Annotated in this window: 31 protein-coding genes, 1 pseudogene and 1 riboswitch; of the genes and pseudogenes, 16 read left to right on the top strand and 16 right to left on the bottom strand. The window is 69.8% G+C overall.

Annotation, left to right across the window (positions count from 1 at the left end; all coding sequences use genetic code 11):
- Both AC30CM_RS21625 and AC30CM_RS21620 read left to right on the top strand, forming a co-directional pair.
- Positions 1 to 562: helix-turn-helix domain-containing protein (locus tag AC30CM_RS21625; RefSeq protein WP_490118964.1), on the top strand; the 562-nt coding region annotated here is incomplete at its 5' end.
- A gap of 30 nt (positions 563 to 592) precedes the next feature.
- Positions 593 to 1,054 carry a nitroreductase family deazaflavin-dependent oxidoreductase gene (locus AC30CM_RS21620; RefSeq protein ID WP_490118963.1) on the top strand — a complete coding sequence of 154 codons (462 nt, stop codon included), beginning with the start codon at positions 593 to 595 and terminating at the stop codon, positions 1,052 to 1,054.
- A gap of 30 nt (positions 1,055 to 1,084) precedes the next feature.
- On the opposite strand, the gene AC30CM_RS21615 is transcribed toward AC30CM_RS21620, so the two are convergent.
- Both AC30CM_RS21615 and AC30CM_RS21610 read right to left on the bottom strand, forming a co-directional pair.
- The gene (locus tag AC30CM_RS21615; protein WP_490118966.1) at positions 1,085 to 2,137 is read right to left on the bottom strand and encodes an LLM class flavin-dependent oxidoreductase; all 1,053 of its coding nucleotides are present in this window, start codon (positions 2,135 to 2,137) and stop codon (positions 1,085 to 1,087) included.
- An 83-nt stretch (positions 2,138 to 2,220) separates the two neighbouring features.
- Positions 2,221 to 3,042, bottom strand: coding sequence for a uracil-DNA glycosylase (locus AC30CM_RS21610; protein WP_490118962.1), 822 nt, complete (start codon positions 3,040 to 3,042; stop codon positions 2,221 to 2,223).
- Positions 3,043 to 3,171: 129 nt separating this feature from the next.
- Here AC30CM_RS21610 and tap point away from each other — a divergent pair, with 129 nt between their 5' ends.
- The gene (tap, locus tag AC30CM_RS21605) at positions 3,172 to 4,404 is read left to right on the top strand and encodes a multidrug efflux MFS transporter Tap (protein WP_490118961.1); all 1,233 of its coding nucleotides are present in this window, start codon (positions 3,172 to 3,174) and stop codon (positions 4,402 to 4,404) included.
- Here the strand turns inward: tap and AC30CM_RS21600 are convergent.
- A complete protein-coding gene (locus AC30CM_RS21600) occupies positions 4,375 to 5,055 on the bottom strand; it encodes a winged helix-turn-helix transcriptional regulator (RefSeq protein ID WP_490118960.1) in 681 nt (226 codons plus the stop codon). The two genes, tap and AC30CM_RS21600, sit on opposite strands and share 30 nt — an antisense overlap.
- A gap of 117 nt (positions 5,056 to 5,172) precedes the next feature.
- Here AC30CM_RS21600 and AC30CM_RS21595 point away from each other — a divergent pair, with 117 nt between their 5' ends.
- A complete protein-coding gene (locus AC30CM_RS21595; RefSeq protein WP_490118959.1) occupies positions 5,173 to 6,564 on the top strand; it encodes an FAD-binding oxidoreductase in 1,392 nt (463 codons plus the stop codon).
- On the opposite strand, the gene AC30CM_RS21590 is transcribed toward AC30CM_RS21595, so the two are convergent.
- Positions 6,561 to 6,803 carry a hypothetical protein gene (locus AC30CM_RS21590; protein WP_490118958.1) on the bottom strand — a complete coding sequence of 81 codons (243 nt, stop codon included), beginning with the start codon at positions 6,801 to 6,803 and terminating at the stop codon, positions 6,561 to 6,563. The genes AC30CM_RS21595 and AC30CM_RS21590 overlap by 4 nt on opposite strands.
- 136 nt (positions 6,804 to 6,939) lie before the next feature.
- Positions 6,940 to 7,233, bottom strand: a complete 294-nt coding sequence (locus tag AC30CM_RS21585; protein ID WP_490118957.1) for a Dabb family protein — start codon at positions 7,231 to 7,233, stop codon at positions 6,940 to 6,942.
- 227 nt (positions 7,234 to 7,460) lie between these two features.
- On the opposite strand from AC30CM_RS21585, the gene AC30CM_RS21580 reads away from it, so the two are divergent.
- The 3 genes from AC30CM_RS21580 (at position 7,461) to AC30CM_RS21570 (ending at position 9,807) form a co-directional block, all read left to right on the top strand.
- Positions 7,461 to 8,915 carry a sugar transferase gene (locus AC30CM_RS21580; protein WP_490118956.1) on the top strand — a complete coding sequence of 485 codons (1,455 nt, stop codon included), beginning with the start codon at positions 7,461 to 7,463 and terminating at the stop codon, positions 8,913 to 8,915.
- A gap of 124 nt (positions 8,916 to 9,039) precedes the next feature.
- Positions 9,040 to 9,104, top strand: a riboswitch (guanidine-III (ykkC-III) riboswitch).
- A complete protein-coding gene (locus AC30CM_RS21575) occupies positions 9,105 to 9,431 on the top strand; it encodes a DMT family transporter (RefSeq protein WP_490118965.1) in 327 nt (108 codons plus the stop codon).
- A 1-nt stretch (position 9,432) separates the two neighbouring features.
- The gene (locus AC30CM_RS21570; protein ID WP_490118955.1) at positions 9,433 to 9,807 is read left to right on the top strand and encodes a DMT family transporter; all 375 of its coding nucleotides are present in this window, start codon (positions 9,433 to 9,435) and stop codon (positions 9,805 to 9,807) included.
- Here AC30CM_RS21570 and AC30CM_RS21565 read toward each other — a convergent pair.
- Positions 9,710 to 10,870: an MFS transporter gene (locus AC30CM_RS21565; RefSeq protein ID WP_490118954.1), complete on the bottom strand. Its 1,161-nt coding sequence runs from the start codon at positions 10,868 to 10,870 to the stop codon at positions 9,710 to 9,712. The two genes, AC30CM_RS21570 and AC30CM_RS21565, sit on opposite strands and share 98 nt — an antisense overlap.
- Positions 10,871 to 10,888: 18 nt before the next feature.
- On the opposite strand from AC30CM_RS21565, the gene AC30CM_RS21560 reads away from it, so the two are divergent.
- Positions 10,889 to 11,470: a TetR/AcrR family transcriptional regulator gene (locus AC30CM_RS21560; protein ID WP_490118953.1), complete on the top strand. Its 582-nt coding sequence runs from the start codon at positions 10,889 to 10,891 to the stop codon at positions 11,468 to 11,470.
- A 90-nt stretch (positions 11,471 to 11,560) separates the two neighbouring features.
- Here AC30CM_RS21560 and AC30CM_RS21555 read toward each other — a convergent pair whose 3' ends face one another.
- From AC30CM_RS21555 to AC30CM_RS21545, 3 genes are all read right to left on the bottom strand, one after another.
- Positions 11,561 to 12,034, bottom strand: coding sequence for a nuclear transport factor 2 family protein (locus tag AC30CM_RS21555; protein WP_490118952.1), 474 nt, complete (start codon positions 12,032 to 12,034; stop codon positions 11,561 to 11,563).
- A gap of 128 nt (positions 12,035 to 12,162) precedes the next feature.
- Positions 12,163 to 12,810: a sigma-70 family RNA polymerase sigma factor gene (locus tag AC30CM_RS21550; protein ID WP_490118951.1), complete on the bottom strand. Its 648-nt coding sequence runs from the start codon at positions 12,808 to 12,810 to the stop codon at positions 12,163 to 12,165.
- 79 nt (positions 12,811 to 12,889) lie between these two features.
- Positions 12,890 to 13,834: an NAD-dependent epimerase/dehydratase family protein gene (locus AC30CM_RS21545; RefSeq protein WP_490118950.1), complete on the bottom strand. Its 945-nt coding sequence runs from the start codon at positions 13,832 to 13,834 to the stop codon at positions 12,890 to 12,892.
- A gap of 158 nt (positions 13,835 to 13,992) precedes the next feature.
- Between AC30CM_RS21545 and sigJ the strand changes: the two genes are divergently transcribed.
- A complete protein-coding gene (sigJ, locus tag AC30CM_RS21540; protein WP_490118949.1) occupies positions 13,993 to 14,949 on the top strand; it encodes an RNA polymerase sigma factor SigJ in 957 nt (318 codons plus the stop codon).
- Between the two features lie 491 nt (positions 14,950 to 15,440).
- Positions 15,441 to 16,121 (top strand): SDR family NAD(P)-dependent oxidoreductase, encoded by a 681-nt coding sequence (locus tag AC30CM_RS21535; protein ID WP_490118948.1) that lies wholly within the window; start codon positions 15,441 to 15,443, stop codon positions 16,119 to 16,121.
- A gap of 155 nt (positions 16,122 to 16,276) precedes the next feature.
- Here the strand turns inward: AC30CM_RS21535 and AC30CM_RS21530 are convergent, their stop codons facing one another.
- Positions 16,277 to 17,032, bottom strand: coding sequence for an SDR family oxidoreductase (locus tag AC30CM_RS21530; protein WP_490118947.1), 756 nt, complete (start codon positions 17,030 to 17,032; stop codon positions 16,277 to 16,279).
- A 162-nt stretch (positions 17,033 to 17,194) separates the two neighbouring features.
- Entirely contained in the window at positions 17,195 to 17,623 is a 429-nt protein-coding gene (locus AC30CM_RS21525) for a hypothetical protein (RefSeq protein WP_490118946.1), read from the bottom strand.
- 236 nt (positions 17,624 to 17,859) lie between these two features.
- Here AC30CM_RS21525 and AC30CM_RS21520 point away from each other — a divergent pair, with 236 nt between their 5' ends.
- The 4 genes from AC30CM_RS21520 (at position 17,860) to AC30CM_RS21505 (ending at position 20,223) form a co-directional block, all read left to right on the top strand.
- The gene (locus AC30CM_RS21520) at positions 17,860 to 18,309 is read left to right on the top strand and encodes a carboxymuconolactone decarboxylase family protein (protein WP_490118945.1); all 450 of its coding nucleotides are present in this window, start codon (positions 17,860 to 17,862) and stop codon (positions 18,307 to 18,309) included.
- 63 nt (positions 18,310 to 18,372) lie between these two features.
- Positions 18,373 to 18,795 carry a cupin domain-containing protein gene (locus tag AC30CM_RS21515; protein ID WP_490118944.1) on the top strand — a complete coding sequence of 141 codons (423 nt, stop codon included), beginning with the start codon at positions 18,373 to 18,375 and terminating at the stop codon, positions 18,793 to 18,795.
- 130 nt (positions 18,796 to 18,925) lie between these two features.
- Positions 18,926 to 19,303 carry a cupin domain-containing protein gene (locus AC30CM_RS21510; protein WP_490118943.1) on the top strand — a complete coding sequence of 126 codons (378 nt, stop codon included), beginning with the start codon at positions 18,926 to 18,928 and terminating at the stop codon, positions 19,301 to 19,303.
- Between the two features lie 161 nt (positions 19,304 to 19,464).
- On the top strand, positions 19,465 to 20,223 hold the full coding sequence (locus tag AC30CM_RS21505) for an SDR family oxidoreductase (protein WP_490118942.1): 759 nt from the start codon (positions 19,465 to 19,467) through the stop codon (positions 20,221 to 20,223).
- A gap of 82 nt (positions 20,224 to 20,305) precedes the next feature.
- Here the strand turns inward: AC30CM_RS21505 and AC30CM_RS21500 are convergent, their stop codons facing one another.
- From AC30CM_RS21500 to AC30CM_RS21480, 5 genes and pseudogenes are all read right to left on the bottom strand, one after another.
- Positions 20,306 to 21,004, bottom strand: a complete 699-nt coding sequence (locus tag AC30CM_RS21500; protein WP_490118941.1) for a hypothetical protein — start codon at positions 21,002 to 21,004, stop codon at positions 20,306 to 20,308.
- Positions 21,001 to 21,546: a sigma-70 family RNA polymerase sigma factor gene (locus AC30CM_RS21495; RefSeq protein ID WP_490118940.1), complete on the bottom strand. Its 546-nt coding sequence runs from the start codon at positions 21,544 to 21,546 to the stop codon at positions 21,001 to 21,003. Before AC30CM_RS21495 ends, AC30CM_RS21500 begins: the two co-directional genes overlap by 4 nt.
- Before the next feature lie 281 nt (positions 21,547 to 21,827).
- Positions 21,828 to 22,145: pseudogene (locus tag AC30CM_RS21490) on the bottom strand (winged helix-turn-helix domain-containing protein); the annotation flags it as partial.
- A 161-nt stretch (positions 22,146 to 22,306) separates the two neighbouring features.
- Positions 22,307 to 23,011 (bottom strand): class I SAM-dependent methyltransferase, encoded by a 705-nt coding sequence (locus tag AC30CM_RS21485; protein WP_490118939.1) that lies wholly within the window; start codon positions 23,009 to 23,011, stop codon positions 22,307 to 22,309.
- A 135-nt stretch (positions 23,012 to 23,146) separates the two neighbouring features.
- On the bottom strand, positions 23,147 to 24,469 hold the full coding sequence (locus AC30CM_RS21480; protein WP_490118938.1) for a sensor domain-containing phosphodiesterase: 1,323 nt from the start codon (positions 24,467 to 24,469) through the stop codon (positions 23,147 to 23,149).
- Between the two features lie 65 nt (positions 24,470 to 24,534).
- Between AC30CM_RS21480 and AC30CM_RS21475 the strand changes: the two genes are divergently transcribed.
- Positions 24,535 to 25,968 carry a four-carbon acid sugar kinase family protein gene (locus tag AC30CM_RS21475; RefSeq protein ID WP_490118937.1) on the top strand — a complete coding sequence of 478 codons (1,434 nt, stop codon included), beginning with the start codon at positions 24,535 to 24,537 and terminating at the stop codon, positions 25,966 to 25,968.
- A complete protein-coding gene (gene denD, locus AC30CM_RS21470; protein ID WP_490118936.1) occupies positions 25,965 to 26,984 on the top strand; it encodes a D-erythronate dehydrogenase in 1,020 nt (339 codons plus the stop codon). Before AC30CM_RS21475 ends, denD begins: the two co-directional genes overlap by 4 nt.
- Positions 26,985 to 27,000 lie beyond the last annotated feature (16 nt).

Below are 27,000 nucleotides of genomic sequence, written 5' to 3'. Positions count from 1 at the left end.
GGCCGTGCACCGCGGCGACGTGGTGTTGATCGCGCACCCCGACGCGACGCTGGGGCGCGCCGCCGGGCCCACGGCGATCGCGCACCGACTGGTCGCCACGCTCGCCGCGGCAGGCGAGGTGGAGCACGCGGTGGCGTGTGTGGCCCCCGCGGCCGCAGCGGCAGAACTGCCCGCGCTGTTCCGCACCGTGCGCGGCGCACTGGACCTCGCGGGTGCCACCTCCGGCACGGCCGTGATCGACCTGCGGGACGTCGCCATCGACCACCTGCTGCTGCAGCTCGACGATCCAGAACGGTTGCGCGACTTCGCCAGGACCGTTCTGGGACCCGCGCTGGACTACGACAGCGATCACTCCAGCGAGCTGCTGCACACCGCGCGCGTCCTGCTGGAGCACGACCTGGACCGCAGGGCCGCCGCCGCCGCGCTGCACCTGCACCCCAACACCGTGGCCCAGCGGATGCGCCGCCTCGAGGCGCTCACCGGGCTGAGGTTGACGCGCCCGAGGGACCTGCTGCAGGTCACGTCGGCATTGACGGTGGCCCGCATCGCAGGCCTCGGTTGACCCGTCCGACGCTGCTGCCAGACTGGGATCATGAGCATTCCGCTGTGGGAGCGTTACCTCGGCATCCCCTTGCTGCGCGTCCACGACGCGATCTACCGCAAGACCGACGGCCGCATCGGGCACCGCATCCCGGGCGCGCCCCCGTCGCTGTTGCTCCACACCGTGGGCGCCAAGACCGGCATCCGCAGGACCAACACCCTCACCTATGCCAGGGACGGTCGTCGTTACCTGGTCGTGGCGTCGAACGGCGGTGGCCCCAAGGCGCCCGGCTGGTACTTCAATCTCAAGGCCAACCCGTCCGTCGAGATCAACGTGGGGCCTGCCCGCATGGCCGCGACGGCGCACGTCATCGGCGCCGACGACGAGGACTACGCCCGGTTGTGGAAAGTGGTCAACGACAACAACTCCCACCGCTACGACGGCTACCAGCAGCGCACGTCGCGCCCCATCCCGATCATCGCGCTGGAACCGAAGCGGGGCACGCGCGCCTGATCCGCTCAACCCGGTCGCCCCGCTCGACGGCTAGAACAACTCCTTGGCGAGAAGTTCCAACGTCCGTTCCCTGGCGGGCGCGGTCCGTGGATCGGTGCCGCGGTACGCCGAGGCGACGGGGTTGACCATCACCTCGTCGACGGCGAAGTGGTCGGCGATCTCCCGCACGCGCGTGGCGGCCTCCGCGGCATCTCCGATCACCGTCTGATGCCTGCCGCTCTCGATCACCGCCCGCTGCTGGGGCGTCAACTCCACCAGCCGCGCGTCCTCCACCAGTTCGATGGGCCGCAGCGGCGCTCCCGTGCGCAGCCACGCCATCATCTGCAGGTTCGGCAGCGCCAGCTCGTCGGCCTCTTGGCGCGTCGGTGCCACGACGGCGTTGACGGTCATGAACGTCGTGGGCGCGGCGAGCAGATCACTCGGCCGGAACTCCTCGCGATAGATCGCCAAGGCCTCTTCGGTGCCGCGTCCTGCGAAGTGATGCGCGAACACGTACGGCAACCCCTTGGCGGCGGCCAGGTGCGCGGAATAGGTGGACGACCCGAGCAGCCACAGCCGTGGTTCGGTCGCGGCGGCGGGCGTGGCCTTCAGCACGTAGTTCTGGTCCAGCAGGTTGCGGCCCTGGATGGACACCGAGACCCCGTCGGCGCTCATCAAGGCCGCCACGTCGTCGAGGTACTGCGGGAACTTCTCGACGTCCTCGTCGGTGCGGCCCGCGGGACCGCGCAGCATGAGCGACGTCACCGGGTCGGTGCCCGGTGCCCGGCCGAGGCCCAGGTCGATGCGCCCGGGCGCCGCGGCCTCCAGCAGCGCGAACTGTTCGGCGACGGCCAGCGGCGCGTGGTTGGGCAGCATGACGCCGCCGGAGCCGAGCCGGATCCGAGCGGTCTGCGCGGCGAGGTAGCCGATCAACACCGGCGGGCTGGTCGCGGCCACCGCGGGCATGTTGTGGTGTTCGGCCACCCAGTACCGGGTGAAGCCCAGGTCATCGGCGGTCTTGGCGACGCCGACGGTCGCGGCGAGCGCGTCGGAGGTGGACTGGTCGCTACGCACGGGAACGAGATCGAGTACCGAGAGTCGCATCCTGGGTGCAACGCGCACGTCGGCCCGATTAGTTCCGATTTCGGCGCGCTGACGTTCGCCCACCGAACGTCAGCGCGCCGAAATCACGCGGCGGCGAGGGCCTTGGCGGTGGCGAACACCTCGTCGAGCATGGTCGGGGTGAGCCGACCGGTGAACGTGTTCTGCTGGCTGGGGTGGTAGCACCCCAGCAGGGTGACCGCCCCGATGGTCGCGGTGGCGAGGTGACCGAACTTCGGCGCGGGGACCGGCACCGGCGCACCCGCCCCCCGCAGCAGGTCCAGCCCGGCGCGCCACGCGAACCCGCCGAGCACGACGACGACGCGGACGCTGGGCGCCACCAATTCCCACTCGGCGGCCAGCCAGGGTGCGCAGGTCGCCCGCTCCTGCGGCGCCGGCGCATTGTCCGGCGGGGCACACCTGACGGCCGCGACGATGCGCACGCCGGCGAGCGTCAAGCCGTCTGCGGCGTCGACGCTGTCGGGCGAGCTGGCAAGACCGGCGCGGTGCAGCGCGGCGAACAGCACGTCGCCGCTGCGGTCGCCGGTGAACACCCGGCCGGTGCGGTTGGCCCCGTGCGCGGCCGGCGCCAAGCCGAGGATCAGCATCGACGGCGCCTCGGCGCCGAAACCCGGGATGGGCCTCCCCCAGTAGGGTTCGCCGGCGAAGGAACGGCGCTTGGCCAGGGCGACGTCCTCGCGCCACCGCACCAGGCGCGGACACGCCCGGCACACGCTGATCGCCGCGTCGAGTGCCTCGACGTCGCGGACGCGCCGCGCGGCAGCCCGCACGCCGGCCGCGGTCTTCGCGACGGCGGTGTCGGGCCGCGCCGGGTCGCCGGGCCATCCGGTGCCGGGCGGCACCGGCGACGGGAACTCGACCCCGGTGCGGGGATGCGGTAGGTCCACGGCTCCACTGTGCCAGTCGGCGAATCCCCCGGCCCGGCGCCCGTCGCGGCCCGTCGGCCGGGAGGCGGCGCCGAGAGAATTGCGTCGCCGTCGAGCGGGGCGCGCTGTTACATTCACCGCCGATAGCCCATGACCGCCAAGACCCCCAAGACCCCCGGACCGCTCTACCTCATCTTCTTCGCGGCGCTGGCCGCGGGCACGGGTAACGGCATCTCGATCATCGCGTTCCCGTGGCTGGTGTTGCAGCGCAACGGTTCTGCGGTCGACGCGTCCCTGGTCGCCATGGCGGGCACGCTGCCGCTGCTGGCCGCCACGGTGCTGGCCGGCGCGGCGGTCGACTACCTGGGCCGGCGCCGGGTCTCCATGCTCTCCGACGCGCTGTCGGCGATCTCGGTCGCCGCGGTGCCGGTCATCGCCTTGAGCTTCGGGGCCGACGCCGTCGGCGTCGGCGTCCTGGCCGTCCTGGCCGCCCTCGGCGCGTTCTTCGACCCGGCCGGCATGACGGCGCGGGAAACCATGCTGCCCGAGGCCGCCGAGCGGGCCGGATGGACGTTGGACCGCGCCAACAGCTACTACGAGGCCGTGTTCAACCTGGCCTACATCGTCGGCCCCGGTGTCGGAGGCCTGCTCATCGCGACCATCGGCGGCATCGAGACGATGTGGGTGACCGCCGGCGCCTTCGCGCTCTCCATCGGTGCCGTCGCGGTGCTGCGGCTGCACGGTGCCGATGCGCCCGACCGGGACCAGTTGCCGCGGGTGTGGGCAGGCATCGTGGAGGGGCTCGCGTTCGTATGGCGCACCCCGGTACTGCGCACGCTGGCGATCGTCGACCTCACCGCCACCGGTCTCTACATGCCGATGGAGAGCGTGTTGTTCCCCAAGTACTTCACCGACCGCAACGAACCCGAGGCCCTGGGCTGGGTGCTGGTGGCCCTGTCGGTCGGCGGGTTGGTGGGCGCGCTGGGCTACGCCGCGCTGTCGCGGCACGTGCGGCGGCGCGTCGTGATGCTGACCGCGGTGCTGGTCCTGGGGGTGGTGATGACGGTCATCGCGTTCCTGCCGCCGCTGCCGGTGATCCTGGTGCTCTCGGCCGTCGTCGGGCTGGTCTACGGCCCCATCGCGCCCATCTACAACTACGTCATGCAGACGACGGCGCCGCCGCACCTGCGGGGCCGCGTGGTGGGCGTCATGGGATCGCTGGCCTATGCCGCCGGGCCCCTCGGGCTGATCGTGGCCGGCCCCCTCGCCGACGGGGCGGGGCTGCACACCACGTTCCTCGCGCTGGCGCTGCCGATGGTGGCCCTGGGCGTGACGGCGGTGTTCCTGCCCGCGCTACGCCAACTCGACGCCGACCGTGGCTGACGCCATCCGCGGCCGGGGCGCGACGAACACCTCGGCCATGCGGCGCACCGTGGCGGGATCGCCGTCCACCCGCAGCCGACCCGTCGCCTCGAGCTGGGCGACCCGTTCCGGATTCAGCGCCGCGGCAAGGGTTTCGGCCGTCCCGCTGAGGACCACGTCGGCAGGCACGTCCGGTCCGACGGCCCGCACCGAGGAATCCTCGATGCACACGGCAGCGGTGCCTTCCGGGGTGTCGAACCGCAACACCAGCGCAGGCCCCACCCGGTCGCTGCGGACGTAGGCGCGCACCGCGCGCGCCAGCCACTGCGGGCGCGCCAGGTCCCCGGGCGTCCTGGCCTCGATGAGGTGGCGGCCCCACCGGGCGTAGGCGTTGATGACCTCCTCCAGCGCCCGGCCGTCGTCGGTCAGTTCGTAGATGGTCCTCGACGCCGGTGACCGCACCACCCGCTTGGCGGCCAGGCCCGCGGCCTCCAGGTCGCGCAGCCGACTGGCCAGCATGTCGGTGGCGATGGGTGCCAGCGCGGTCAGCAGATCGCCGTACCGGCGCGCCCCGTCGAGCAGTTCGCGCACGATGAGCAGCGTCCATCGATCCCCGACGACGTCGAGGCTCTTCGCGACGGCGCAGTGCTGGCCGTACGAGCGGGCTGCCATCCACCGCATGGTAATCCGTGATGCGACGCCGCATTTCCACTACGAGGCAATTCGTCGCGGGGTAGCCGAAATCCCGATGCCGACGGCCTCGCAGCCGCCTCGGCCTACCATCGTGGGATGGACTCCGCACTGGACGCCCGTCGAATCGATTCCGCGCTGGACGCCCTGATCGCCGATCTGCCCGACGGTACCGTCGTCACCGACCCCGACATCGTGGCGTCCTATCGCCAGGATCGCGCCGCGGATCCGTCGGCGGGCACCCCGGTGGCGGTGGTGCGGCCGCGTCGCACCGACGAGGTGCAGACCGTGATGCGCTGGGCCAGCGCGCACCGGGTGCCGGTGGTCCCCCGCGGGGCGGGTACCGGGCTCTCGGGCGGCGCGACGGCACTCGACGGCGGCATCGTGTTGTGTACGGAGCGCATGCGCGACATCTCCGTCGACACCGTCACGCGCACGGCCGTGGTGCAGCCCGGGCTGTTCAACGCCGAGGTGAAGCAGGCGGTCGCCGAGCACGGCCTGTGGTATCCCCCGGACCCGTCGTCCTACGAGATCTGCAGCATCGGCGGCAACATCGCCACCAACGCCGGCGGCCTGTGCTGCGTGAAGTACGGGGTCACCACCGACTACGTGCTGGGTCTGCAGGTGGTGCTCGCCGACGGCACCGCGGTGCGACTCGGCGGCCCCCGCCTCAAGGACGTCGCAGGCCTCAGCCTGACGAAGCTGTTCGTGGGCAGCGAGGGCACGCTCGGAATCGTCACCGAGGTGACGTTGCGCCTGCTCCCCCCGCAATTCCACGGGTGCACCGTCGTCGCGTCGTTCGACTCGGTGGCGGCGGCCGCCGACGCCGTGGTGACCATCACCGGCAAGATCCGGCCGTCGATGCTGGAGTTCATGGACGCCGTGGCGATCAACGCGGTGGAGGACAAGCTGAAGATGGGGTTGGACCGGACGGCGGCGGCGATGATGGTCGCCAAGTCCGACGACCGTGGGCCCGCGGGCGTGGCCGACACCGAGTTCATGGCCAAGGTCTTCGCCGAACACGGTGCCACGGAGGTGTTCTCGACCGACGACCAGGAGGAGGGCGAGGCCTTCGTCGCGGCGCGACGGTTCGCGATCCCCGCCGTCGAGGCCAAGGGCGCGCTGCTGCTGGAGGACGTCGGCGTGCCGCTGCCGGCGCTCGCGCAGTTGGTGTCGGGCGTCGAGGAGATCGGCGCCAAGCACGACCTGATGCTCTCGGTGATCGCCCACGCCGGTGACGGCAACACCCATCCGCTGATCGTGTTCGATCCCTCCGACGCGGAGATGACCGAACGGGCCAACGTCGCCTTCGGCGAGATCATGGACCTCGCAGTCGGTTTGGGCGGCACCATCACCGGCGAGCACGGCGTCGGCCGACTCAAGCGGCCGTGGCTCGCCGGCTACCTGGGGCCCGAGGCGATGGAACTGAATCGACGCATCAAGGCGGCGCTGGACCCGGACGGCATCCTCAATCCGGGCGCGGGGATCTAGTCGTCACCGCCCACGTCGACGATGATCGGCGAGCCGTGGGAGTAGCGGTTCCATCCCGGTCCGACGACCGGAGCTGGCTGGGCATAGGTGTTGGGCGAGAAGAGGTTTCCCGAACCCACCGGGTCGGTGCCGCCCAGCCCGGCGGCCGAGGCGTCGGCCATGCCCGCGCATGCCATGGAGGCGCCGGCCAGGATGCCGAGAGACACGAAGGGGACGGCGATTCTGCGGACGACGTTCATCTGGACTTCCTTCGGTCGGTGCCGGGGTCGGTACCGCGGCGCTCCAGACGAGCGTCTCTCCGATGGTCATGCCCCGCTGTCCGCCGACCGGTGGACGCGCCGGGGGAATTCCGCCGTCCCCCGATTGGTGGACACCCTAGGCGTCGGGTACCTCGAACTGCATGCGGGCGATCTGCGCCACCAGGGGCTTGAGCCGGGTACGCAGGGCGTTGTGCTCGTCGTCGAGGTCGTAGGCCCGGTAGGCGTCGGCGTCGACGAAGTCCGCGACGATGCCGAAGTTCCAATTTCCTTCGCGCAGACCGAGGTCGGTTCCCAGGGTGTAGGCGAGGCAGCCCTGCAGCTGCATGGCGCGGAACCCGGCCTGGATGGCGGCCAGTTCCTCGGGGTCGTGATCGGGCACGAGTTCGACCATCACCATGTTGCGGATCATGGGCAGACCCTATCGCAGGCGAGCGGTCCGTCACCCGACCGCGCATTCCCGGTCCGCCCCGACAGGTCCGTGGCGGTTCGCTCACCGGCCCGGGCACGCCCCGAGAGGTTCGCTCGGCGGCACCGCCGCGCGACACGCGGCCCGGTTTGCCGACCGGGTGCGCCCGCGCGGTGGTCACGTCGGATACTGCTTGTCGACCACCATCGGCGACGAGGTAGAGGACCGCGATGAGCGCACTGGGCGTGGGGCTTCGACCCCACGGCGGCCAGGCGCTCGCGCCGCGCACCGGCTTGCGTCGCAGTCACGCGACCACCGCAGCCAAGATCACCTCTGACGCGGTGGCTGCGACCGTCGCGGTCGCGCTCGGCGAGTGGTGGACCTCCAGCCGGTGCTCGCCCACCGACTGGGCGTGGGTGGCCGTCCTGTTCGTGCCCTTGCTGGTGGCGCTGATCGCGCGCGGCCCTATCTATCGGACCACCATCCGACGCCGGTTCGTCGACGACGTCGCTCCCATCGAGACCTCCGTGGCCTTGGCGGCGTTGACCACGCTCGGCACGCTCACGCTCATCGGCCGGGTGGACCACCCCGAGCAGACGGTGCCCGCGGTGTGGGTGTGCGCGGCGATCCTGCTACCCGCCGTGCGGATGGTGCGCGGCCTCCTGGCGCGCAGCCTGGCCATGGCGCCGACCCTCATCGTCGGCAACGGTACGGTGGCCTACCGCCTGTGCAGGCGGCTCGAATCCTCGCGCCAGTACGGCCTCACCCCTGTCGGCTTCCTGTCGCTCGATCCGCTGATGTGGCTCGAATCGGGCGACGCCCCGGTGCCCGCGGTCCCCCGGCTCGGGCCGCCGGAGGCCATCTCGGAGGTGATCGATCAGACGGGCGCGCAAGCGGTGATCATCGCGTTCTCGAGGGCACAGGACGAATTCCTGCTCAACCGGGTACTGCGGGTGGCGCAGGAACGTCGCCTGCGAGTCTTCGTGGTGCCCCGCATGTTCGACGCCGTCGGGCAGCGTGCACACATCGAGCACGTGGGCGGCACACCGCTGGTGGCGATGCGCCGCGCCGATCCGAGGGGCTGGACGTTCACCGTCAAACACGTCTTCGACCGCATCGTGGCCGGTGGTCTGCTGCTGTTGCTGGCACCGTTGTTGGTGCTCATCGCCGGCCTCGTCCGGTTCTCGTCGCCGGGACCCATCCTGTACCGCCAGCGGCGGGTGGGCCGTGACGATCAGCCGTTCGACTGCCTCAAGTTCCGCTCGATGCGGATGCTCGACGAGGCCGATGCCGCACCGTCTTTCGCACTGGATCCGGACTCCGCCCCGGGTGGCGTCGAGGGTACCGACCGGCGGACGCGGGTGGGCCGCGTGCTGCGGGCCACGTCGCTCGACGAACTGCCACAGTTGTTCAACGTCGTCCGGGGTGAGATGAGCATGGTGGGGCCACGCCCCGAACGACCGGACTTCGTCGAGAAGTTCGATTCGCAGGTGCTGCGGTACGGCGAGCGTCGCCGCGTGAAGGCAGGATTGACCGGCTGGGCGCAGGTGCACGGCCTGCGTGGCCAGACATCGATCGCCGATCGCGCCGAGTGGGACAACTACTACATCGAGAATTGGTCGCTCGGACTGGATTTCAAGATCCTGGCCCTCACCGTTCCGGCGATGCTGCGGCGCGCGGTGTGACCGGGACGGCCGCGCCGCGAGCACGGGTCCGACGACGGGTCCGACCACGGGACCGACTACGGGTCCGACTACGGGTCCGACTACCCGCTCCCGGCAGTCCCACCGCCGCCGGGTAGCGTCGGGAACGTGGCCCAGCCAACGGGCCGGCGGACGAGGGAGCAGTACCCGCACGGACAAGACTGACTCGTGATGGAGGGTCTCGTGCCGTGGTTGACGTTGATCGCCGCCGGGGTGTTCGAAGCGGTCTGGGCGGCCGCGCTCGGCGCATCCCACGACTTCCGCCGAGTCGGGCCGACGGTGCTGTTCGTCGTCGCGCTCGCGCTGAGCATGGGCGGACTGGCGCTGGCCATGCAGGACATCCCCACCGGCACCGCGTACGCGGTGTGGGTGGGCATCGGCGCCACCCTGACGGTGCTGTGGTCCATCGCGACCCGGCAGGAGGCCGCCACGGTGGGGCGGACACTGATGCTGCTGCTGTTGGTCGGCAGTGTCGTGGGCTTGAAGGTGGTGAGTTGACGTGGCCTGGCTGGTGTTGATCGTCAGCGCATGCTTCGAGGCCGTCTGGGCCACCGCCCTCGGAGAGTCCGAACGCTTCACCCGCGCCGTACCGACGGTCGTCTTCCTCGTCGGGCTGGTCTGCAGCATGGCGGGACTCGGCTGGGCGGCCACGCGCATACCGCTGGGTACCGCGTACGCCGGCTGGACCGGCCTGGGCGCCGCACTCACCGCGACCTACGCCATGGCGACCGGCGCCGAGCAGGCCTCGCTGGGCAAGCTGGTGTGCATCGGCGGGATCATCGCCGCCGTGGTCGGGTTGAAGCTGCTGCCTGCGCCACCGAGGTCACCCGGCCGGGACGCACCAGCAACGCGCACGCCCCCGTCGCCGCGGTGAGGGCGAACGCCGTCGGCACCGAGGTGGTCTCCAGCAGCGCCCCCACCGCGGGTGCCCCCAGGGCCTGCCCGACGGCGACGGCGAGGAACGATGCGCCGACGCCGAAGGCCACCGCGTCGGGGTAGACCCGCGTCGCCCACAGCAGGGCGACGCCGGTGATCGCGATGTACGCGGCACCGAAGGCGGCCGCTGCCGGGACGACGGCCACTGCGGTGTCGGGTCGGATCGCATAGACCAGCGTGGCGGCGGTCATCGCCGCGACCGCCGTGCGCCAGGCGCCCGTCAACCCCACCCGGCGGGCGAGATCGCCGCTGCAGGCCCCGATCACGCCGGCCGCACCCACCACCGCCCAGACGATCGCCGACGTCGTCGCGCCGAGGCCGCTGGTGACGTCGCGGCCGAAGTTCCACACCGCGACGCTGCCGACGCCGGCGAGCAGCGATCCCACCAGCAGGCCGGGGGTTCCCGGCCGCCACGGCCTGCGCGGTATCAGGACCCCCGGGCCCTCGCTGCCCGCAGGAATCGCGCATCCGGCCAGTACCGTCGCCGCAGCGGCGATCACCGCCATGGTCGCCCAGGCCAGCCTCCAGTCACCCGACAGCAGCAGCGCGATGGGCACCGACAGGATGACGCCGACGCCGGTGCCGGCGTTGACGATGGTCTGCGCCCGGTCGCGGACGTCGTCGCGGATCCACCGGGTCACCGCGGCTGCCAGTGGCGGGGATGCCAGGCCGGTGCTGCTGCCCGCGACCACGACACCGACGGCGAGCAGCACCGCCGAGGGTGCCATGGCCACCGCGGACATGCCGATGGTCGCCATGGTCCCGGCAAGCACCGCGGTACGACGGGGGCCGAGTCGGCCGGTCACCGCCATGCTCGCCACGGTAATGACGCAGTAGCCGACGTAGCTGCCCGCACCGATCGCACCCAGCGTGCCGGGCGTCAGCGAGAACTCCTCGGTGAGCGCGGGCGAGAACAGGCCGTACCCGAAGCGGGCGAAGCCGTAGCAGCAGGCGATCAGGAAGACACCGGCGCCGACGACTGAATAGAACGATCGTTGCACTCGGTCTACGATGGCACGGTGTCCACTTCTCGGCAACCCGCCCGCGCACGGCTGCTGCACGCCGCCGACGAATTGTTCTACGAACGCGGTATCACGGGCACCGGCGTCGACGCGGTGATCGAACGGGCGGGCGTGGCCACCGGCTCGCTCTACAAGAACTTCTCCGGCAAGGACGACCTCGTCGCGGCCTACCTGGCAGATCGGGATGAGCGGTGGCGGGCAGCCTGGGAGGCGGCGATCGCCGAGACCGACGATCCCGTCGAGCGCGTCCTGGCGATCTTCACCGCCACCCGGCGGTGGGCCGGACGCAGCGGACTGACCCGCGGCTGCGCGCACGTCGCCGCCGCCGGCCAGTTGCCGCCCGAACACCCCGGCGCCGCGGTGGCCACCGAGCACAAGCAACGCGTGGTGGCCCGACTGACCACTCTCGTGGCCGCCGCGGGCATCGCCGAACCCGATTCCCTCGCAGGCGATCTCGCCCTGATCTACGACGGCATGCTCAGCGCGATGGCCATCCGGTGGGACGCCGATCCGTGTGCTCGCGCCGAGCGTCTGGCGAGGGGACTGCTCACGCGCGGCGCCGACGACCGTCAGCCGTGAGCGTGCGCCGACACTCCCCTCGTCGACACGCCCTCGGGCGTGTCGCGTCGACAGTGTCGACGCGGTCGATCGGCGGCTATGCGTGGTCCGTCACGACGAGCCGTCCCCCGACGGCTCCGAACTCACCAATGCCGCTTGCAGATTGGTCAGCACACCCAGCTGGGCGAAGATGATCGATCCCTCGGGATAGCAGTCGAAGCGGATGATCTTGCCGTCCTCGTCGAGTTCGAAGACGTCGGCGCACGGCGCATCCATGCGAGCGCCGGTGGCCTCCAGCACGCCGAACGGCAGGTGCAGTGGGCCGTCATGAGTGCCCTGCAGGGCCAGTTGCACGATGACGACGTTGTCCTGGGTGTAGATCCGCCCGAGTTCCCGGTGCATGTTCGAGAACGCGGTGCCGTAGTTGCGCACCGGGTCGGCGAGGTCGCGGCCGCGATACGTGATGCCCACGGAGTTGTCGGTGAACGCCCCGGCGGCGGTGAAACACGAGATCCAGCCCTCGAGGTCCTTGCGCTCGGCGACGGCGTAGGCGTTGCGGACGGCCGCCACGTAGTCGGTGCTCACGACGGCGTTCCTGGCGTTGCGGTTTTAGGTGACATATCACCCATAGTACGGCGCCTTCCGTCAACGGACACCGGCCCGGCGTCGCAACACCGTGGGCGAACTCCGGAACCACACCTGAACTCGAGCGGTCACTCGTCGTCGGTGGTTGCGGCGCGTTCGGCCAGGAGTCGACGCCGGCGCGCAAATTCGTGAAGCTGAATCCGTAACGCGCGGCGTCCGCGGTGCAGTCGTGACATCACCGTGCCGAGCGGCATTCCGGTGACGTCCGCGATCTCCTGGTACGAGTACCCCTCGACGTCGGCGAGGTACACGGCGATCCGCTGGCCGTCGGCGAGCGTGCGCATCGCCCCCGCGACGTCGTCGTCGGGAAGCGACCCGAGCGCGGCGGATTCGGCAGAACCGTTGCCGCCCTGATGCATCCGCCTCTCCCGATCCATCTGCGCGTCGGTGATCATGTCGGTCAGCCACTCATCGGGTCGACGAATCCTCGCACGGTACAGGTTGATCCAGGTGTTCGTCTGGATCCGGTACAGCCAGGCACGAATGTTGGTGCCCTGCCTGAACCCGGCGAATCCGGAGTAGGCCCGTAACATCGTCTCCTGCACCAGATCCTCGGCATCCGCGCCGTTTCGGGTCAGCACACGGGCCTTGCGGTAGAGGTCGTCGACGAACGGCAAAGCCTCCCTGGCGAAGCGCGAGGCCAGCCGGGTCCCGTCGGAGTCGTCGACGTCGAGGGGGGTGGGGGGCGGATCGGTGTCCGGGCAGGCGAGCGTCATCGTCGAGATCCTTTGGTGGGCGTGCGGGAGAACGAAGGTCCGGCGGGCCTGTCGCATCGCCGGTCATCGATTCAGGTGGTCAGAGTTCGGCGTTGAACACGGCGAGGTGATCGGGCCTGCGCGGCTGCCAGTGCAGGTCTCGGCGCGCCTTGTCGTTGGCGGCGCCCACTTGGACGTAGCCGAAGACGCGCGCAGCGTACGGGGCGAACAGACCGAGCAGGGCCCGCGGCACGGCGACCGGATGAGGCCTGCCCAGAACCGTGGCCAGATCGTTGACGTACCGCCGGAAGGCGACCGGGGCGTCGTCCACCACGTTGTACAGCTGCCCCGGGCCGCCATGCTCGATGGCGGCCACCGTGGCGCGAGCGGCGTCCTCCACGTCGACCCACGACATCAGCGCACCCCCGGTCGGGACCGGCAACGACCACGTCCTCACCGCGGCGACCATCGCCTCCCAGTGCGGAACGCCGCGGCCGTGCAACAACCCGTAGCGCAGCACGATGCCACGGGTGTCCGAGGCCGTCGAGGACGTCAGCACGTCGCGCTCCATCTGGCGCAGGTCCTCGAGGAACGGACGCCCAGCCTCCCCCAGCGGCGGCGGGCCGGGCTCCGGGTCGTCCTCGGTCAGTCTCCGGGTCCCGAAACGTCCGTACCCATAGGCGAAGACCATCGACTCGGCGACGAACGTCGACACACCCGCGGCGTGCGCGGCGGGCAGCAACGACGTGGTGACGCTGTTCCACAGCCTTTGGCTGGGCAGGAAGTCCTCGGCCCGCCGGGGAAGCCCCGGCGGCAGTGTCATCAGCAGCGAAACGACCGCATCCGGCGCCAGGTCGGACAACAGCGCCGTCATCCGATCGCGGTCGGCGACGTCGCCGACGACGGGGCGAGCGCCGGCAGCCGCAATGACGCCGGCCTTCGACTCGGTGCGCGTCAACCCCACCACCTCGTGGCGGGCGCCGACACAGGCGCGGATCAACGGCGGACCCAGGACGCTGGTGGCCCCGGCGATCAAGATCTTCATGCGTTCGGCGATTCCCTTCCCTGCCGTGCACCGCGCGGCTGACGGTCGGCGGTCGCATCATTCGACGAGTGCGCCCGCGGGAACGTGAGTGCACGTCGCGCCGTCGTGAGGGACGTCACCCGGCGTCACGATCGACCGGGCTACGTCGTCATCAAGGCGTGAGCGAGCTGAGCGGCGGCAGGCCGCGCTACGCAGGAGACGAAGCCGCGCCGCCGCCCGGCGAGGCGCGCGGTGTCGACATATCGGCCGACCGCGGACTGCTGATCAACGTCGCCTACCGCATGCTGGGGTCGGTCACCGACGCCGAGGACGTCGTCCAGGAGACGTTCACGCGGTGGTACGCGATGTCGGAGGATCGTCGTGCGGCGATCACCACGCCGACGGCGTGGTGCGTTCGCGTGGCCACGCGCATCTGCATCGACCAGCTCAAGTCCTCCCGGCACCGTCGCGAGTCCTACGTCGGGCCTTGGCTGCCCGAGCCGTTGCCGCACCACGCTCCCGCCCGGTCGGACATGACCACGGATCCCGCCGATCGGATCACGCTCGACGAGTCGGTGACCATGGCGGTCCTCACGGTGCTGGAGGCCATGACGCCGGCGGAGCGAGTAGCCTTCGTGCTCCACGACGTCTTCGACTACCCGTTCGCCGAGATCGGCCGGATCGTGGGACGGTCCTCTGACGCGTGCCGCCAACTGGCGACCTCGGCCCGGCGCCGACTCAGGTCCGAACGCGCGCACGCCGTCGACACGTCCGACCACGCGTCGGCGGTCTCGGGTTTCAAGCTCGCCCTCGAACGCGGTGACATCGCCGATCTGATCGGCTTTCTCGATCCCAACGTCCGGGTCGTCAACGACGGTGGTGGCCGCGTGCGTGCCGCCCTGCGCGAGGTCGTCGGCATGGATCGGGTGGCTCGCTACCTCACCGGCGTGATGCGGCGCGAGCCCGAGATGGACATGGTGTCAGCGGAGGTCAACGGTCAGCCCGGCCTGGTCTTCCGTCAGCGCGGTGTGACGTTGGCGGTGGTCGCGGTCGACGTTCGCGACGGGCTCATCACCCGCCTGTGGATGGTGCTCAATCCGGACAAGCTGAGGTTCTGGAAGGCCACCCAGCCCTGAGGGCGCGCGATCATCGAGGACCGGTGACGGGTACGCGTTGCACCGTTGCAGTGCACCGCCGTTCGCGGTCATGACGAGCCGGGATCGGCATCGACGCGACGGTACCGCGCCCGGCGGCGCCGCCGGGGATCCCGCTTGCCGGCGCCGCCCGACGTCAGACCCCGTGAATCGCAAGACCTCACGAATCGCTCACCCCGATCGTCAGTACCGGAGTCCACGATCGCCCGACGAGGGCCCGCCCCACACGGGAGGCAGCACCTCGCCGCGTCCGAACACCGGCGTTCGGACGCGTCCGGCGCGTGGACACACGTCCGGGCGGGCACCAATCGAAGGGATGAGCATGAAGACGTGGTTGATCACCGGGGCGAGCCGAGGGTTCGGTCTGCTGGTGGCCGAGGAGGCGTTACGCCGAGGCGATCGCGTGATCGCCTCCGCCCGGAACCCGGACACCGTCACCGATCGGCTGGGAGCCCCGGGACGCACTGCGCACCGTGCGACTCGACGTCACGCGAACCGACACCGTCGACGACGCGGTGGCCGAGGCCGCGGCGGCGTTCGGCACCATCGACGTCCTGCTGAACAACGCCGGATACGGCATCGTGGGGGCGGTCGAGGAGGTCGACGACGCAGCGGTACGCAAGGTGTTCGACGTCAACGTCTTCGGACTGCTGGCCGTGACACGTGCGGTGCTGCCGATCATGCGCGCGCAGCGCTCGGGCCACCTCATCCACCTCAGTTCGGTCGCCGGCTTCACCGGGTCGCCGGGATGGGGTGTGTACGCCGCCACCAAGCATGCGGTGGAGGGACTCAACGAATCCCTGCGTGCCGAACTCGCGCCACTGAACATTCGATCCACGGCCGTCGAACCCGGCACGTTCCGGACCGACTTCCTGGACGACAGCAGCCTCGCGTCCGCACCGACCGTCATCGACGACTATGCCGACACCGCGGCCGTGACGCGCCGGCGGGCGGTCGAGTCCAACCACGCGCAGGTAGGAGATCCGCTCAAGGCGGCGAAGGTCATCGTCGACCTGGCTCATCTGGCGGACCCGCCGATCCGTCTCGCGCTGGGGTCGGACTGCCTGGCCCGCTTCGACACGAAATTCTCCACGTTGAGTACCGAACTGGCCGAATGGAAGCCGATCACGTTGTCGACCGATCACGTCGACTGACGTCGGGACCATGCCCCGAGTCCGCACGCCTGCGTACGGTAGGTCGGACGTCCGAGGCAACGCCGCTCACATCCACGCCGCTCACATCCATCCGGGCAGCGCTGCATCGTCGGCCACGCGGCGAGAACCCGTCGCGTGGCCGACCCCGGCCGGCGTCAACCGCGGGTGTGGTCACCGCTGCGCAGCCATTCGTCGAAGTCGACGCGGCCCCGCATGGCCTCTGCACCGCCGCGCAACGCCCCCGAAGCCGATCCGCGCCAGTACCTTCCGGGCAGCGCCAGCTCGACTGCACGTCGCCGAGAGCCGTCGAAGACGGCCATTCGCCGCACCAGGTCGATCAGCTGTTCGTCGCGGGGCCCGGTCAGATCGGCGGACCGACCCATCGGCGCCCCCTCGGCGATGTCGATGAGCCGCCGGCCGACTTCGCGCGCGGCCACCGGGCGCATCGGCATCTTCGGCACGGCGACCCAGGGTCCGATCCCCCGGCGGGCGACGATCTGCTCCGCGAATTCGTGAAACTGTGTGGCGCGCAGTATCGTCCACGGTGTCGCCCCACCGGCGATCGCGCGCTCGTGGGCCAGCTTGCCGGCGTAGTAGCCGGCGTCGATGCCGTCGATCCCCACGATCGACAGGCCGACGTGGTGAACGACTCCGGCCGCAGCCTCCGCCTCGTGCAGGTGGCGGGTGACGGTGGTGAAGAAGTCGGTGGCCTTGGCGCCGCTCGTCGTCACCGTGCTGGTCACGTCGATCACGGCGTCGGCCCCCGCCATCGCCGCGGCAAGACCCGTGCCGGCGATGATGTCCTGACCGGACGAGCGAGACAAGGGGACGACCTCGTGGCCGCGGCGGCGCGCCGTGGCCACCGCGTGCCTGCCGACGGTGCCGGTGGCGCCTGCTACGACGAAGCGCATCATGAATTCCTCTCTCGAAGTTGCGTTCTGGCGATGATCCGGACGAGCCACCGGTGCGGGCGTCGGCCCCCGCAGTGAACCCCGGAGCCGCATCGGCACGATGGTGACGGCGGCCCACGGCGGGCGCCGTGGGCCGCCATGGGCCGCTGTGGCCAACGCGGCTCAGCTCAGCAGACTGCTCGCCGGCGCGTGCGGCGTGGCGGTCGCCGTTCGCCGCAGGGGAACGAGCAGTGCGGCCGAGACGATCACCATCAGGCTGAGGAAGACGGCGTTCAGAATCTGGTCGCGCGGTTCGTACATGTGCAGCATCCGCATGTGAAAGATCCAGTGCAGTGCGTTGAAGACCGTCCACGACGCCCCGGTGACGCGCACCAGCGTGGCGTTGCCGAGGTTCACGTATGCCAGGACGCTGAGCGCGGTCAACGCAAGGAACATGGCGCCGGTGTCGGTGGCGAAGTGTTCGTTGTAGGGGCCCAGCTGAGGGAGCCAGCTCAAGCCCAGCCCGGGGAAGGTGTCGTACCAGTTTCGGGGAAGGAAGTAGGCCCACACCCCGGTGACCACGCCGACCACCGTCAGCACGATCAGTGACATTCGCTGCAGAGAAGGTTTCATGCCTTGTATGACCGTTCGGCAGGTCCATTCGTGAGGTCGATCGAAGACGACGTCACGGTGAGTTGGGCCACGAGGCGACGATCGGCCGCCACCGAGCGACAGCGGATCTCACGAAAGTGACGTGCCAGTCGTCATGAATCGAGGGGCGAGATCCGCCCCGCTGTCCCGTTTGCGTGATCACTCGGTCGCGCGGACCGCCGACGATGGGAGTTTCCATGGCCACACGAACACTGTTGAGCACGACGGTTCCCGACGCCTACAAGACCTTGCTCGCCCTCAACGAGCAGGTCGAGCGCGCTGCGCTGGATGCGGGCATCGGGAAGGCGACGCTCGAACTGGTCAAGATCCGCGTGTCTCAGATCAACGGGTGCGCATTCTGCCTCCGCATGCACTCGCGCGACGCTCTCGACCTGGGTGAGACCCCCGACCGCCTGGCGGTGCTGACCGCGTGGCGCGATACGCAGTACTTCTCCGGCACCGAACGAGCCGCCCTGGCCATCGCCGAGGAGATCACCGCCATTGCGGACGAGTCCCCTGGTGTCGACGAGTTCGTCCAGGCCGCCGAACTGACGGCCGCTCAGGCGGCGATCTTGCGGTGGACCGCGATCGCCATCAACGCGTTCAACCGCCTGGCGATCGCAAGTCGGTACTCGGTGAAGCCGTAGACACCGGCTCAGGAAGAAACCGGGCGCAACGGCGCCGCCCACGTTCGACACGGGAGACGATCCATGACACGCGACATTCCGACAACACGTCCCGCGCCCGCCGACCCGGATCGACTGGTGGTCGTGCAGGACGTACCGCGACCCACCATCCCCACCGAGAGCGATGTGATGACCATCGTGGTCTCGCTGGCTCCAGGGGATCCCGGCTTGGCGCCGCATCGGCACACCGGTCCGACGTTCGGTTACGTCCTCGAAGGCGAGATGGCGTTCGAGATCGAAGGGTCGGCGCCGCGAATCGTCAAGGCGGGAGAGGCGTTCTGGGAGCCCGGTGGCGACGTCATCCACTATCGGGGAGCCAACAACCGCGACGACGCGTGGCTGCGCTTCGTCGCCACGACGATGGTTGCGAGCGACGAGCGTTCGGCACCCACCGTTTTCGTCGCCGAGGACGAGCTGGCCACCCGCGCGCATCTGCGAGTGACCTGACGCCGACCCACCCCGCGCACCTCGGCCTCGACCTCACATCGCGGCGCGCTCGCTCGTCGAAGACGTGTGGGCGAAATCCACCGCCCCTGCCACGAAAGGGAATTCGATGCTCGTCTTCGGAAACAGCGGAATGACCATCACCGATCTCGCCTGCGTCGATCCACCTGAGATCGCGCCGGGCTCGCACGTGATGACCCAACGCATCGTACTGCCGCCGGCCGATCAGGGCGCCGGCCCGCATCGTCATTCGGGTCCCGTCTTCGGCTACGTACTGGAGGGGAGGATCTTGTTCGAGCTGGAGGGTGAGGCTCCCTACCACATCGAGGCGGGACAGGCGTTCTGGGAACCGGGCGGCGAAGTGGTGCACTACCTGGCCGCCAACGCGCTCCCCGACCAGCAGAGCAGCTTCCTCGCGATCTGCGTCTGCGCACCCGACGTGCCGATGATCACCATGCTCTCGGAGGACGAGATCGCCCAGCGCGCTCACCTCCGAGTGACCTCCGGCTGACGACGGCGGGCCATCGCAGGCCGTCGAGGCGTCGACGTGCGAACACCACGGGTTTTCCGGGGGGTGCCGACCACTGCCGACTGGCAGTGTGGGCGTGGTCCTCGAGATCGTTCGTCACGAACGTCTTCCGCCGCTACACCTCGATGGGAACCAGCAGGGTCATGACCGAGCTCACGAAGAAGATCACCGTCGTCGGCGCCACGGGCCTGATCGGCCGTCAGCTCGTCTCGCTGCTCGGCCGCCGCGGACACCACGTCACCGGAGCCTCCCGTGAGGCGGGTGTCGACCTGCTCACCGGGAAGGGGCTCGACGCAGCCCTTTCCGGTGCAGAGGTCGTGGTCGACGTGATCAATTCCGCGACCCCCGAGGACTCGGCGGAAGGCTTCTTCGAACGAACCTCGGCCACCTTGTCCGCGGCCGCCACCTCGTCCGGTGTCCGACACTACGTCGTACTGTCGATCGTCGGCGCCGACGAGATGGCCGCCGGCGCGGGGTACATCCGCGGCAAGATCGCGCAGGAGCGTGCGGCCGCGACCTCTGGGATTCCGTGGACGGTCGTACGGGCCACGCAATTCCACGAGCTGGCCGAACCGATCACCGAATCCCTCGTCGCGGGCGACGAGGTACGCGCCCCGGAAGCGATGATCCAACCCATCGACTCCGTCGAGGTCACGGCGATCCTGGCGCGCATCGCCGCTGGCAAGGCGCTCAATGCGATTCACGATGTCGGGGGCCCCGAGAAGATGTCCTTCTCCGACCTGGCCCGCACGGTATTGCGCCATCAGGGCCGGGCGCTGCGGGTCGTCGACGATCCGTCGGCGACCTACAGCGGCCTGAAGATCGACCAGGCGACCCTCGTCACCGACGACGAGGCCGAACTGGGCACCACGCGGCTGTCCGACTGGCTCGCTCGCCGCTGATCGGCCCCGCGGTCGTGGTGCGGCCCGGGGCCAGACGACGCCGTGCCGTCCGCTCCCCCGTCGACGAGTTCCCTGGGTCCCGTCACGCCAGCGTGGTGACCGCAAGCGGCGTGGTGGATCCGGATTCCCGGATGGTGACCGCCCGGATGTCCGACGTCGGGATCACCGTCGCGGCCGCCAGGTTCGACGCGTGCTTCTCGGTACCGGATGGGCGCCACGAGGCGACGACGGTCTCGACGCCGCTCTTGGTCGTCACGACCAGGTCGTAACCGGTGGCCTTGACCGCCCAGTCCTTGGTGTACTCGCACTCCCAGTCCAGGCGCGTTCCCCACGGCTCGCTGGAGAGCGCCAGCGACGCGGTGACGCCCTGTCGCTGGCCGGGCGCCATGGCCTGCAGCGCGACGCCGGTCGACGACTCCTGCGGACCGATGGCATGCCCGACGAGACCACCGATGAGGAGGAAGGCGGCCGCCGACGCGATCACCGTCGCGACCCGGACCGCGCGCGAGCGGGTCCGCCGCCGCTCCGCACCCGCGGCGAACGATGCCGGCGCATGCCCGTCCTCGTCGCGCCTCGCGATCGGCGATCCCTCGTCGAGCAGCGCCAGCGCCTCTTCGGGCGAGAGCACGTCCAGGATGGCCGGAAGGTGGGAGGCGTCCGCCGCGTCGTCGGACTCGGCCGTGTCGGCGAGGTACCGCTCGTACTCGGCGGCCTCGGCGTCGGACAGGGCACCGAGCAGATAGGCGGCATCCCACTGGGCCATGTCCCGTTCGGAGGTCACTGGGCTACCCCCCTTTCCTCCAGGGCCACGCGGAGCGCGCGCAGCGCGTAGTGCAGCCGCGATTTGACGGTTCCCGGCGGAATACCCTCGTGCCGCGCGATCTCGGCGGCGGTTTGCCCCAGGTAGTGCGCTCGTACCAACACGGTGCGATGCTCGGGGCTAAGGGACCGCAGGGCATCGGAGACGACGAACTTGTCGACCGCCGGCCCGAAGACGTCCGGTGAGCTTCGCTCGGGAACGGCGTCGGTCCGGAACTCGCGGGTAAAGCGGGAGCTGCGTCGGTCGTCGATGACGAGGTTCCTGGCCACCGTGTGCAGCCACGCCCGCGTCGAGTCCTCGGAGTAGGTGGCGAGCACGGTGCCGTTCTGCCACAGCCGCAGCAGCGACTCCTGGACGACGTCCTGCGCGAACTCCCGATCGCCCCGCGTCAACCGCAACACGAAACGATGCAACGCCGGTGCGTGCTGGTCGTGGATGACCCGCAACAGTTCGGCGTTGGCTGAATCGTCCGCCCGACGTTGCCGGGCGGCAGGGTCCGTCATCGTGCGCTAGTTCCTTCATCGGTCCGTGGCTCACGTGGCAGGCCGCTGGCACTGCCCACCGCGTGGCGCCATGCACGTCAAACTTACCCAAGCTCCCGATTTCTTCCCGTCTCGTCGACGTCGACGGCACGACCTCACCTCGGCGGCCCGTGGAACTCCCGGCGACGTGTCGACCGCGCGACCCGGTAGCGATCGGCGGCCGCCCCCGTGCGACGAGACCAGAGGAAACGGACGTTCGACACGGCCGTCCCCTCGGCCTCGCCGAGACCGGAGGATTCGGCGGCGGGCTCGTCGGCGGTTCGCAGGACACCGATGAACTGATATCCCCGGCCACGCACGGTGCGGATGAGGCGCTGCGACGCGCCGTCGTCACCCAGTGCGCGCCGAACCGCCTTGATCCTGCTGGACAGCGCGGCCTCCCCGACGAACCGGCCGCCCCACACGGCGTCGAACAGCTCGATCTTCGTGACCACCCGGTGGTGGTGGCTCACCAGGTGTGTCAGCACGTCGAACACCTGCGGCTCGAGAGGGATCGAGACCCCGTCTCGCCGCAACTCGTAGCGCGGAAGGTCCAGCACGAAATCGCCGAAGAACCACACGGCGGGCTCGAGATCGGAGACGGCCGATGGATGCGGCGGTAGCACGGTCACGGTGTATCCCTTCTGGGTCACGTCCCCTTGGGACGCTGTCAGAAGGAACGACGGGCGAGGTCGCCAAATGGTTCAGCGGCCGCAGAAGTTCTTTCGCGGGGCCGCCGCGGTCACGGCGCCTCCGCGAGGAAGGTGTGCACGATGCCGCGTTGCCATCCGGTCACCGTCTCGCTGCGCACGTTCACGAAACCGTTGCGGCGCAACCGGTCCTGGAAGGCCTCCACGCCGTCGAACGCGTTGACACTGTCGCGCAGGTAGCGGTAGAGCCCGGCGTCGCCCGTGCGCAACTTACCCATCGGGACGATGACCGCCGAGCTGACCAGATTCCAGGTGATCGAGGCGACGCGGGAGTCGCGCACCGAGTACTCGTGCACGGCCAACGTCGCGCCGGGTGCCAGCAGCTCGCGAAACGTGGACAGGGTGGCATCTGCATCGGGCACGTTGCGGATGAGATAGGCGGCCAGGATGCCGTCGAATGGTCCCTCCACACCGGCCTCGGCGAGCCCCTCGGCATAGGAATGCACGAAGGACACCGTGGCGGGCCACTGCTTGGCACGGGCTTGAGCGAGCATCCCCGCCGACCCGTCGACGCCGATGATCTCGGCGTGCGGCGCGGCGGCGAGCAGCGCAGCGGTCGACAGCCCGGTACCGCACCCGACGTCGAGCAACCGCAATCCCCGCCCACCGTCGGGCAAGGCCATTCGCTGCGCGGAGAGCAGCAGGTGCTCGTTGTACCCGGGATTGGCACCTACCAGACCGTCATAGGCTGCCGCCCCGGCGTCGAATGCGGCCGGTACGTCACGACGAACGTTCACGGTGGTCTCCTCGGTGTCGCGGTTCGCGTGCTCGTCGCCGGGGACTCCCGGCGGGCGAGGCCATCGCGGGTCCGGCGTGGCCGCACCCCACCCGGCTGCCCCCGGGTAGCGCCTCGGGCACGTCGTCGATGGTAGTCATTCCACACGGCGACGGTGTCCGTGCAGGAGCACGCGCTCACGGTCTGCCGCCGAGGATCCGTCGATCCGACGCAGGAGGGTCCTGGCCGCGGCGATCACCAGTGGTCGATCGTGGGTGATGACGAATTCGAACAAGCGATCGTTGTCGACGGACACTGAGTTGGCGGCAGGAAGTTCGCGCGCGATGAGCGCGGCAGCGGTACGGGCGCCCAGCGTTATGACGGTCCACTCCAGGCACAGTGGGTCTGCGGCATCGAGTGCGATTCCCCGCACGCCGGGGATCGGCTCGTCGATCAGGCCGCAGCCGAAGACCGCAACCAGTGGTGAGTGCATGGTGAGGTGTTCGTAGCGTCGCCGGGTGTGGACGGTGAGGTGCCGACGGTCCTGCAAGACCGTGAGCACCATCGGCGGGTCGACGGTGTCGGCCGCCTGCCGCTCCAGATGGTGGCTGAGTGAGGTCAGAATCTCCTTACGAGCCGTCCGAACCCGCCTGTCGCAGTTCTGAGTGACCACGTCGAAGGGGCGACACAGTCGAGCCGGTTGCGGCGGAACCGCTTCGAGCGCGGTGATCGCGGCCTCCGTCACGTCGTCCTGAGCGACGACGTCGGCGAATTGGGGATGCCCGAACAGGTACCCCTGTCCTAGCGAGGCGCCGAGTGCGCGAGCCTGCTCGAGATGAACGTCGGTTTCTATGCCTTCGCCGATCGCCACTGCCCCGGTGCGCTCGAGGTAGGACATCACCGCCGACAGCGTGCGCGCCTGGTCGCGCCTGGGTCGTCGCTGGATCAGTTCGAGGTCGAGCTTGACGAAATCGGGACTGATCACGTCGAGCAAGGTCAATGAGTCAGGATGTGCGCCAACGTCATCGAGAGCGATCAGGAAGCCATCCTCGCGGATCGCGGCGATCGTGGTCAGCAGAGCCGACGGGTCACGGAGGAGATCGCGCTCGGTCAGCTCGAAGACTATCGACAACCGATCGCCAACACGGTCGAGTTCGGCATTCGCTCGTCGCGGGCGATAGACGCTGAGGGGTTCGACGTTGAGGCAGAGCAGAGCACCTTCGGGCAGGTTCGCTTCCAGCGCGGCCGCCAGACCCGCGTCGACGCAACGGCTGTCCAGTTCGCCGGATCGTGAGTTCGAGGCCGCGAATCCGAACACCTCGGCGGGACTCACACCGGTTCGCGGCCAGCGTGCCAGCGCCTCGTAGCCGATGACGTGGCGTTCGGGCAGTGTGACGATCGGCTGGAGGGCCGACACGAGGCCGGCCCCGGTCACGGCCGAGGCCAGGTCGTGAACAGATCGCCGGGCTCGACCACTCATGGTTGGCCAGCCTAGAGGCGGGATCCGGGTTCCGTCGGCGCTGACCCCGGTCGGCCGCGACCGCAATGACCCGTTCCCCACGGAGGCCGACAAACAGGCTTGACGACATGTCGACATGTCGGCAGACTGGCGTGCGATACATCACATCGAGCTGCCGAGGAGCGGTGTTGTCACACGCCAGGGAGTCGGGCGCGAGGGGTCGAGGCCCCACCGTCGTATTGGACGACGACCCGACGGGAACCCAGATGGCCACCGGGGTGACGGTTCTCTTGGATTGGTCGGCTGACCGCATCGCACGGGTTCTCTCGGCCGAAGGCTCGCTTTACATCCAGACGAATTCGCGCGCGTTGGAGCAGCGAGACGCAGTCGCACTCGCCACCGCACTACGGGAAGCCGTCGCCTGCGCGTCCCGGGAACTGGGCCGTCCGATCCGCGTGGTGCTGCGCGGCGACTCCACTCTCCGAGGGCACGTGTTCGCCGAGTCGGAAGTCTTCGCCGGTGATTCCAGCCCGGTGCTCTTCGTTCCCGCATTTCCCGCGGGTGGACGCACCACCGTGGGTTCGGTGCACTACCTGGTGGTCGACGGAGTGCGAATGCCGGTGGGTGACAGCGAGTTCGCTCGAGATCCCGTCTTCGGGTTCCGGTCGTCGAACCTCGTCGACTGGGTCCGCGAGAAGGGCGACGCGCAAGGCCTGGGCTATCCCGTCGAAGAGTTGCGCGCCACCGCCGGACGTGGGTTGGCCGAACTCCTCGTCGACGCCCCGGCCGGCGCATGGGTGGTGCCCGACGCCGAGACGGATGGCGACATCGCTCTCATCCACGCGGCACTCGTGGCCGCCGAGACCCACCAACGGGCCGTGGTCACGCGCTGCGCCGCCACGCTGGCAGCGCTGTGCGCGGGCGTGTTGAGCACGTCCCTGCTCCCCCGCCCCATCGACGTGGCGAACCGGACTGACAACGCAGGCAAGATCCTCGTCGTCTGCGGATCACACACCGGGGCCAGCACCCGCCAGCTCGCCGCGCTGTGCGCACACCACGGCATCGAAACGGTAGAGATCCCGACCGACGCCGCATTCGCGGATCCGGTGGCGGCGGGCGCCGCCGCCACCGAACGAATACTGCAGGCGTTCCGATCGTCAGATCTCGTCGTGCTCGCCAGCGAACGCCATCGTCGGGCCAGCGATGACTCACTCGCCCACGGCGAACTGGTGATCACGGCCCTGATGGCGGCCACGGCCACCGTCCTGCGCAGTGTGCGCACCGTGATCTCGAAGGGTGGCATCACCTCGGCCGAAGTCGCCCGGTCCGGCTTCGGCGCCGACCAAGCCACGGTCCGCGGCCAGGTCGCCCCGGGCATCTCCGTGTGGGACGTGCACACCGCCGACGGGCCCGGCACCCAGGTCGTCGTGCCGGGAAACGTCGGCGACGACGGGGCCCTCATCGATGTCATCGACGCAACCGGCGTCCATCTCAGGTCGAAGGAGACACGACAGGCATGAGCAGCCCGACGCCAACACCGGCTTCCCCGTCCGCCCTCATCACCGGCGGAGCCGGCTTCCTCGGAGGGCTGCTCGCCGAAAGGCTGCTCGCCGCGGACACATTCGTCGCCGGAGGCCGCACCTTCGGCAGGCTCGAACACCTCACGCTGCTGGACATCGCCGCGCCGCCGGCGGACCTCGCCGCCGATACCCGGGTGCATGCCGTCGTGGGATCCGTGCAGGACGGCATGTCGGCCCTGGGTCGATTCGACGTGATCTTCCATCTCGCCGGTGTCGTCAGCGGTGCAGCCGAGGCCGACTTCGACCTAGGCATGCAGACCAACGTGGACGCCACCCGCCAGCTGCTGGAGCACGCCCGCGGCTTCGCGGTGCCCGCCGTGTTCGTGTTCGCAAGTTCCCTGGCCGTCTACGGCGCCGATCCGGCGATCGGACCGATCGGCGACGTCGACGACGACACCCTGCCCCGTCCCCAAAACAGTTACGGTTTCCAGAAGTTCATCGGTGAGCAGCTCGTCGCCGACTTCTCACGCAAGGGATTCATCGACGGACGCACCGTCCGCCTGATGACCGTCGCGGTCCGGCCGGGCCGCCCCAACGCCGCCGCCTCCAGCTTCATGTCCGGCATCATCCGCGAGCCTCTCGCCGGGGTTGCCGCGCTGTGCCCGGTGCCCCCCGACACCGAGATCGCGCTCTCCTCGCCGCAATTGACCATCGACGGCCTCGTCACCGCCGCCGCCGTCGACGCGACCACGTGGGGCAGCCGGACCGCCATGAACCTACCGGCCCTGACCACCACCCCACGCCAGATGGCCGAGGCGATGGACCGTGTCACCGGCACCGACCGCAGTTCCCTCATCGAGTGGGGCAACGACGACGACGTGGCCGCAATCGTCGAGAAGTGGCCGTCGCGCTTCACCGCGACCCGCGCTCAGCGCCTGGGTTTACGTCCCCCGGCCTCATTCGACGAGATCGTCTCCCAATACGTCGCCACCGTGCCGATGGCCGCCGGCGTCTGACCAGACCACCGATCGA

It is taken from the genome of Mycobacterium sp. DHQP2018-32-09 (genome assembly GCF_058148405.1).
Note: the sequence above shows the minus strand (reverse complement) of the source record. Positions and strands in the feature narration are given on the sequence as shown.